This is a genomic window from Ferrimicrobium sp. (genome assembly GCF_027319265.1).
In the GTDB taxonomy this organism is placed as follows: Bacteria; Actinomycetota; Acidimicrobiia; order Acidimicrobiales; family Acidimicrobiaceae; genus Ferrimicrobium.
Map to the genome: position 1 here is coordinate 1 of NZ_DAHVNP010000026.1, position 7352 is coordinate 7352.

A 7352-nucleotide genomic window follows, 5' to 3' on the forward strand; every position below is an offset into this window, starting at 1 on the left:
TGCCTCCGTCTTTTCCTTGCGGATGGATTTGAGTGCATCAGTGGTGCCAACTGGATGGGCAACAATGGAGATCGACTTTCGAACCCCTGGAGAGAAGACCAACGCATGGAGGAATGATGGAGGTACATCGATTCGTGGCCAATCGCTGATCCAGAGGACCGTTGAGAAGCCTGAATCAGAACGGAAATGATCCCAGTGCTCGGAGATCGCAACCGGTCCGGCGGTGGCAAGCTTTGAGCCGGGTTGGCCTGGGACGATACTCTCCATAGGGTCATAGGCAGAGCGGACAATAGTTGCTAGTTCGGCGGCCGCCAACCAATGCTGGACTCTCAGTCCCGATGTTCGTAGGCTGTGTTCAATCGCGGCCATGTCCGCTGATAGCACTGCTGCTGCGCCGCGCATCCCTCGACCAGCCGAGACGATGGCCTTGGACGCTGCCTTCATGTCAAGAGCAATGGTGATGGTGGATCGATGCGTTGAAGAACCTACTGAGGTCTGATCGAGCAATGACTGATAAGCCTCATCGGTCCAACTACCGTCATGGAGCCCCTGATGTTCATACCAACCCGCGACGCCAACGCCTGGGTCAGGTACCGTCGACTCCAATACTTGCAGAGCGGCGCAGGTACCGGACTGGGCCAGCGAGGCGAGTGTCCGGCCCCAAGCCGACACCCGTTGAGCCTGCTCATCAGGAGAGAGCAAGACGTAGGCAGGATGTTCAACCAGAAGCGTTGCCGAGAGGGTCTGTCGATGAGGATCATGGACCATGACACAACCAGTGACAGGGTCATCGTAGAAGCGAAGGGCCCCCGCATCGCCGGGTAGGGCAAGGGTACCTGCTGGTCGGGGCTTCGATGGTTTGGAGCGAAACTCAGTCTGCCCTGCGTGTTTGCGAGCCCAGTAGTGACCCGCCACCGGTACCCATTCGATGGCAGGTCTACCCTGAACACTTACCATTGCCGATGCCAAGAGGGGCACCCACAACAAGCCCGACAAGACAAACCCGGTCTCGCCTGCAATGGCAAGAACGGCGACTACGACGATGACAACCAAGCCGAGAGCGACGACCCGGGGCAATGAGAACCCGAGCATGACACCACGCGTCGATTGACGTCCGAACCTGACAGTGGCTGGCCCGACTGGTGAGGAGGAAGCGGTCATGGCGATACCTTTCTGTTAACTACCTCGATGAACTACTCGCAGCGGACGGGGCACGAGGATTTGGCGACGATGATGGTGAAGCCTGCGTTGGACCATGGGAAGCGAGGTCAAAGAGATCGTTCGTGCTCGGCTTTGTGGAGCCTGGAGCACCGGTGCCGCTCGGACCAGTTGGGCCAGTCTGGCCTGGTTGCCCGGAAGTGGAGGCCGGCCTGGGGGAACTCCCAGTGACGCCAAATTGGCCTCCGATTGATGAGACCTTCTGTGGAGCGGCAACGGCCGTTTGTGTCACCGACTTCACACTGCTCGCATGGCCGTGTAATTGCGACATGTGATCAGAGGTGAAATGAACCGTCTTTAAGGCAATCCAGGGGGCGAGTCCGCCCATTAGGAGGAGAAGACCTCCCGAGGCGATCTGGGTGATCGCTTGAGTACCAGAAGGGGCTCCAGCCGTTGTACCAACCCCAACAGCGCCAATGCCACGAAACAATGTGTAGAAGCCTGTGATCAGAATCGTTACGAGAATCAGCTTCGAGGCGATCAGTGCAATCATCCCCTCGATCCACTTCTTCACCCAACCAGTTGAGATGTCGGCCAATGAGCCAGCAAAAGCTAATGGACCAAAGACGGCCGCGAGGATTATCAAGAGTTTTCGCACCGTGAGTGCCGCCCAGATGACAACGGCAGCCACGATAATGATCAACGAAAGAATCAGCAAAGCAGCGGGGTTCTGAATGGAAGCTAACACAGCACTACCCATGATGCCTTGACCAAGGGTCGTCATGGTCCCCCCGGTGGCCGCCTGAACCATGCCATTGGAGAGGCTGTCAGTAGCTGCGAGTAGAAGGTTCGTGACAGCGATCGCCGCAGCTCCACCGATGAAGGCAATGAGTAGCCCCTTGCCTGCGCGGCCAAGACCAGCGATGTCGCGGCGCAGAATTGACTGGATGATCTGGATCAGAAACAACCCCATACCCACCACGACCGCGATGGCCATCAGCATCGCCAAGAGACGATCAAAACCCGTTCCACCAAGACGGATCGCCGTCGCGCTCCCGATTTCTTCCCAAAGCCAGGTGCATACCTTGGTCGCCGCCTCAGAGAAGTATTTCGCGATCGCCGAAAATGCTGAACCAGCCAACGATTTCGCACCGGAGCTGAGCAAACTTCCAAGTGCCGTAAACGGATTAGGTATCGATGGCACCAGAGCTAGCCCTCGGTCCAGTTGTCAACCGACATGGCACCATACCCGTGGTGATATTCGGCACTTGCGAGGCCGAGTTCAAGCGAGAATGGTTTGCTGACCGCCTGATGGCTAGCTTGGCTGATGGTGAGAGTGCCTGTCACGTCCAGGGCCACCATGAGTGGGTCTGAGGGTTGCCAACCCGTTGCAAGAGCTGACGACCACTCCGGGTTGACCGACTCGCTCACATCTGAGACACTCCACACGACTCGATGTTTGGCATTCATCGACCATGTCGAGGCTGTAGGGATGGGTGACGGCTCACCAACAAGGTCGCCATAAAGCACCCGGGTCGAAGCAAGCGAAGGAGTCCCAGGCATGGAGTCTGGTGCAAGTTCCGATTGCGCCCACGAGAGCAGTGCAGAGCGAGTGTCTTTGGCAAAGTTGATATCGAGTAGCTCGTTAACAAAAGCCGTCGCATACGTGTCTGACCCCTGTCGAAGGGTATTCAAGATCGCGGGGAAGTTAGCGGAGACTGTCGGGGGAGGAAGTTTCAGCGCTTCCACTTGGATCCATTCAGCACCGTTGGCCTGATTCGCCTCAGCGATCTTGGCATTATCGGCCAGTTGTTGGGCTGATGTGTGCCCTTCCCCAGGTGGAGCGCTATAGCGCGGCGTCAACGTATGACTCGTTCCCCCGTTGTTTGCGATGGCACGGGTTCCCTTCTCGTTTCCGCCACGAGCCCCCAAAACGAAGATGATCGCTAGTACTGCGACGATGACTAGTCCACCGCCACCGATGAGCCATCCTCGAGTCGAGCGCGATCTCATTACAGCGCGTGCCCAGCACCGACGAAGAAGTTAACGAGAACATCAGCTCCTCCGACTAACAATGCGGCGATCAAGCTCGCGAGAACGCCTGTCTTGCCCCTCGAGGTATGGTTTGGATTACTGGAGTGGTGACCGAGTGCCCACACGATGGCGGAGACAATAACGCCAGCAACAGCGGCGACGAGGCCAACCGTCAATAGCGCACCGACGATGTTTTCCAACTCGGTGATGCCCGGAAGGCCCGACGTATTAGGGCTGATGTTGACCGCGAGGAGGTTAAGCATTGTTGTTCCCTTTCTGTCGAGGGTCCCACACTTCGGTCCCCACTACCCAAGAACCTGCCCGGCGGAAAACCGTCACAAATTAGGTTGTGGGATTCACAATGGCATCAAGACCCCCGGCAGTGAAGGCGGTCCAGGACTGAACCACAACCCCCATCTGCGGATCTACTGCCGACTCAACCAATCCATCACCGAGATAGATCCCGACATGACCAGGCAACCCTGGACCAGGGGCATCCGTACCAGGGACGAAGACAAGATCACCAGGTGCCATGGCACCAACAGCAACCATCTGGCCCTCGTTCATCTGATCAACCGTGTAGTGGTCGAGTGTCTCACCCGCCTGGGCCCACGCCATCATGGTGAGCCCTGAGCAGTCAAACGCATTCGGCCCCGCTGCTCCCCAAACGTAGCGATCTCCAAGTTTCGAAAGCGCATAGGTGATTGCAAGGCTCGCCTGAGGAGTGGTCCCAAGCGGGATCGCATAACCAGCGGGTAGTCCATCCGAGCTCGCCGCCCCCGTAACCCCTCCCGTGGGACCCGCACCACAACCAGCGACGGTGAAAGACCCGGTGACCTCCGCCAACACGACACCAGCTTCGAGCCAGTGAGTTTTGTAATTCGAGCCACGAACGAAGCGAGACCCTTGGACCTCCTCCGCGACACGCCATGGCTTCTTGGTCTGCCAATCTGAGACTGAAAGCAGACGCTGTACAAACATGCCAGTGGCATCGGCGGGGTTGGACTCTTCGGATACAGTGCCCCATCCATCCTGAGTTTGCTGCTGGAAGAGACCCACGGACGTACCATCTTGGCCCATTCCCTCCCCTGTGTTGGAACCTGGAACCCTCGTGTTTCCAAGGTCGCGTAAACCGCTCTCAGTAATCGCCACCATGAGCGCGATCTGCTCTGCCTGCGCAGACTCACCAGAGGCAGCTGCGGTGACCGACACAATTGTTTCAGCATTCACTGATTGTTCGGGATCCAGGGTAACAATCGTACCCGTCGACTGACAGCTGGCCATATTGACCAAGGTGCTGAGCGTTGCTTGCTCGGCAACGGGGCCTGTTGCTCCTCCTGTCAACACGACAAGGCCCATCAGGACAGCGAGGGCGGCTAAGCAAAGAGCAAGTACGACCTTGTAGTTCACAACCTTGCAATGACCAGCAGGAAAAACGTCACCAATCCTGAAATCACCCAGACAAAGTCAGACAAGCGCCGAGCATCGAGTGCGCAAGTGAGCGTAACGCTGACCACGTCCAGCTCGATGTCCGTGGCCTCTATCAGGGAACTTGCGCAAACTGATGCGTAAGTGTGCATTCGCCCCTTTTTTGCCCTCTCTTACTTTTTTCCCTGTTCTTAGCATGGAAGAGGAGAGTTCCGCTATTTCCCCAGCTCAGTTGATATGTGTTGCTGCGTAAGTAGCGCAAGTTATCGATACTGGGATTCCAGGGCCAGTAAGAGTCCCTGCTCATAGGGTTGCATGGGAGCGAAACTCGTCAGGCCAGATTCGCCTCCCTGTCAGTTTGCGCACCTGTGAGTGCCAGAGCGAGCTCCAATTCAATGAGACCGCCTTGGAGTATTCGAAACAATGCCTTGGCTCCAAGTGCAAGCTTCAGACCGATGTACAATCAACGCTTGATCAAAAGTCCTGGAAAGCCCAGAATCCAAGGGTCCACCGGTCCTCATCAGCGCCGCAGATCCAAGGAGGCTACAAGAGTGGCATCCAACTTCCTTCTATACCAACCAGCCGTACTGGAAGGCTACGCGGCTCGGTTATGAATAAGTGCAAGTCAGGAATTTGAGGACGAGTGACACAGCCGAAGGTTTCACGGAGGAGGAGCCATGGGGACTATCGCTTCAGCATTAGGAATCGCCCGATCCTACGGAACATCATACCTTTCCCTTAATCAATTGCGCCAGGTCTATTGATCCCTCATCAACCAGACCATCTCACCTCGATTGCCAACCTCATTCCAGATACAGAGCCATATTGTGATCAGAACAGCCTCGAACGAAAACACGACCATCAATTGGGCGGGATAACGGAAGATGCATTTACCTAAGGACCTCAATCTCTCGGAGTGACCTAGAACACGTTTATCTTCCCACTAAGTCATCAAACCTGCGAACCGCATTCCTCAGTTCCTCGAGCTTCAGGCCAAATGCACTTCTTTGAGTTGCTCTAAGAAGGGGGAGCACTTTCTTGGCCGAACCTGCACACTCCAACAAAGATAAAGCACAATCAACGACATTCTGACAAGCAACATTCACATCTCCCGGACCGAGAGCCTTTACCTTGAGGGCTCGTTGCTGAAGATCTTCTACCGCCGCAACGATAGCGCTGTAGGGAAGTGCCCGTTCTAGAGGACTCTGAACCGAGAGCACTTCTTGTACACCATGCTCCATTAGAGTGGCTAAGTCCGACACGAGCACTTCACGTTCGAATTTCCATCGAACAAACATGTTTGTAACGACCGGTCCCATAGCCAAAAATACGGCATATAAGGTCTCACGTGGAGCATTGATCTCTGACAAGATGACTGCCCTGGTAATAACTGTACCTACTGATGTAATGAAGGCCTGATGGGCTTCGCGTCGTTGTTCGGACTTTGTAAACCTTTGTTGTAGGTATGCCGCCAGTACTACGGCGGTCAGAGATGCTACTACTGAGCCGAGGATAGTAACGACCGTAGCAATCATTTATCTCTCTCCTAACACCTTCGCCATATCCAGTAACTAACATACACTACGACGGATACATTTACTACAACTATCACCAACTTCACCCGATCATTCGAATATTACCTTGATTGACGGATACCATTTCTGTCGATTCATACGTCAATATAACAGTAGTATTGGTACTGCATGTCACTCCCTCAGGATCTTCTATGTAGTAATTCGACTTAGGCAGAATACTTCGACGCGTTGAGCGTTCGTTAACACGGAACAAGGATGATCGAGTGTTAAAAGACTTCCGAAAACTACGAAGCCGGTACCAAAATGTGACGATACGGAAGAGCTTTCGCCGAGTCGATCACCCATCTCCTCGCCTTCATGCGGTGCACTAGTAGATGTTTGATTAGTCTGCTGGCCACTCCGATTTTGGTCGCTCCGCTCAGAAGGGGCCAATGCTCGTTCGTGAAGTGCGCAAAGGAAGGCGATCTCATCCACAGTGGTCAACGATCAAGGCTCTAGAACGGCTCCTCGTCCTGAAGTGAGGAGGTGTCGGGAGGTGATAGCCTCCTTACCAGCTCATCGACTAGCTCAGGTACCGGTTGGAACTCCGGCCCGGCCACCGCATTGTAAACCTGACTGTTCGTCTTCACCGCATACTCAAGCCTCCGCAGCTGTCTATCGTCCCACGAAGACTGAGATTCGATGAGCTCCCATAGTCGTCGAGTTGTGTCATACGAACTCGAGTGCACGAAGGCCTCTGCAAGTGCTCCGACACTTACAGCTTTAGTGCTGGGATGTGCCATGAGTCCAAGAAAGATGCGGTATGCAACCCAACGAGCCGGAACGGAGCCACGAGCATCTTCGAGGCATATATCTTGGTGCTCCTCAAGAAAGCCATCACGCGCCTCCAACCGATCAAATCCCTCTGGTCGTACAGGCAGAATCGGAATGCCGCGGGCGAGACACCAGCCCACCTCCTGGTCGCACCACTGGCTTTCGTGGAACCCTTCGAACACAAACGCAACTAGAAGGTGGCAGGAACCTAACGCGCGTTTAATAGTGTTCCGCCACTGATGGCTAGTGTCCCTCCTCAGAAGTTTGCGGAGAAACAATAGGCTCCAAGTATTTCTGCATAGAAGCGAAGATCTCGTCGGCGCTCTTGGTCCAGATGAAGGGCTTGGGGTTCTCGTTCCAGGCCTTGGCCCACTTGGTAATCCC

The 7352-nt window shown here is 55.1% G+C and carries 7 protein-coding genes; all 7 read right to left on the minus strand.

Annotation, left to right across the window (positions count from 1 at the left end; translation table 11 throughout):
- Window positions 1-1161: SCO6880 family protein (locus M7439_RS02830; protein WP_298343136.1), on the minus strand; the 1161-nt coding region annotated here is incomplete at its 3' end.
- Between the two features lie 19 nt (window positions 1162-1180).
- Complete coding sequence (locus M7439_RS02835; RefSeq protein WP_298343139.1) at window positions 1181-2362, minus strand: hypothetical protein; 1182 nt, start codon at window positions 2360-2362, stop codon at window positions 1181-1183.
- A gap of 5 nt (window positions 2363-2367) precedes the next feature.
- Window positions 2368-3171 carry a hypothetical protein gene (locus M7439_RS02840; protein WP_298343142.1) on the minus strand — a complete coding sequence of 268 codons (804 nt, stop codon included), beginning with the start codon at window positions 3169-3171 and terminating at the stop codon, window positions 2368-2370.
- A complete protein-coding gene (locus tag M7439_RS02845; RefSeq protein WP_298337180.1) occupies window positions 3171-3455 on the minus strand; it encodes a DUF6112 family protein in 285 nt (94 codons plus the stop codon). Before M7439_RS02845 ends, M7439_RS02840 begins: the two co-directional genes overlap by 1 nt.
- A 79-nt stretch (window positions 3456-3534) precedes the next feature.
- A complete protein-coding gene (locus M7439_RS02850; RefSeq protein ID WP_298343145.1) occupies window positions 3535-4602 on the minus strand; it encodes a C40 family peptidase in 1068 nt (355 codons plus the stop codon).
- Window positions 4603-5552: 950 nt separating this feature from the next.
- Window positions 5553-6155: a hypothetical protein gene (locus tag M7439_RS02855; RefSeq protein ID WP_298343148.1), complete on the minus strand. Its 603-nt coding sequence runs from the start codon at window positions 6153-6155 to the stop codon at window positions 5553-5555.
- Window positions 6156-6649: 494 nt separating this feature from the next.
- Window positions 6650-7045 (minus strand): hypothetical protein, encoded by a 396-nt coding sequence (locus tag M7439_RS02860; RefSeq protein ID WP_298343150.1) that lies wholly within the window; start codon window positions 7043-7045, stop codon window positions 6650-6652.
- Window positions 7046-7352 lie beyond the last annotated feature (307 nt).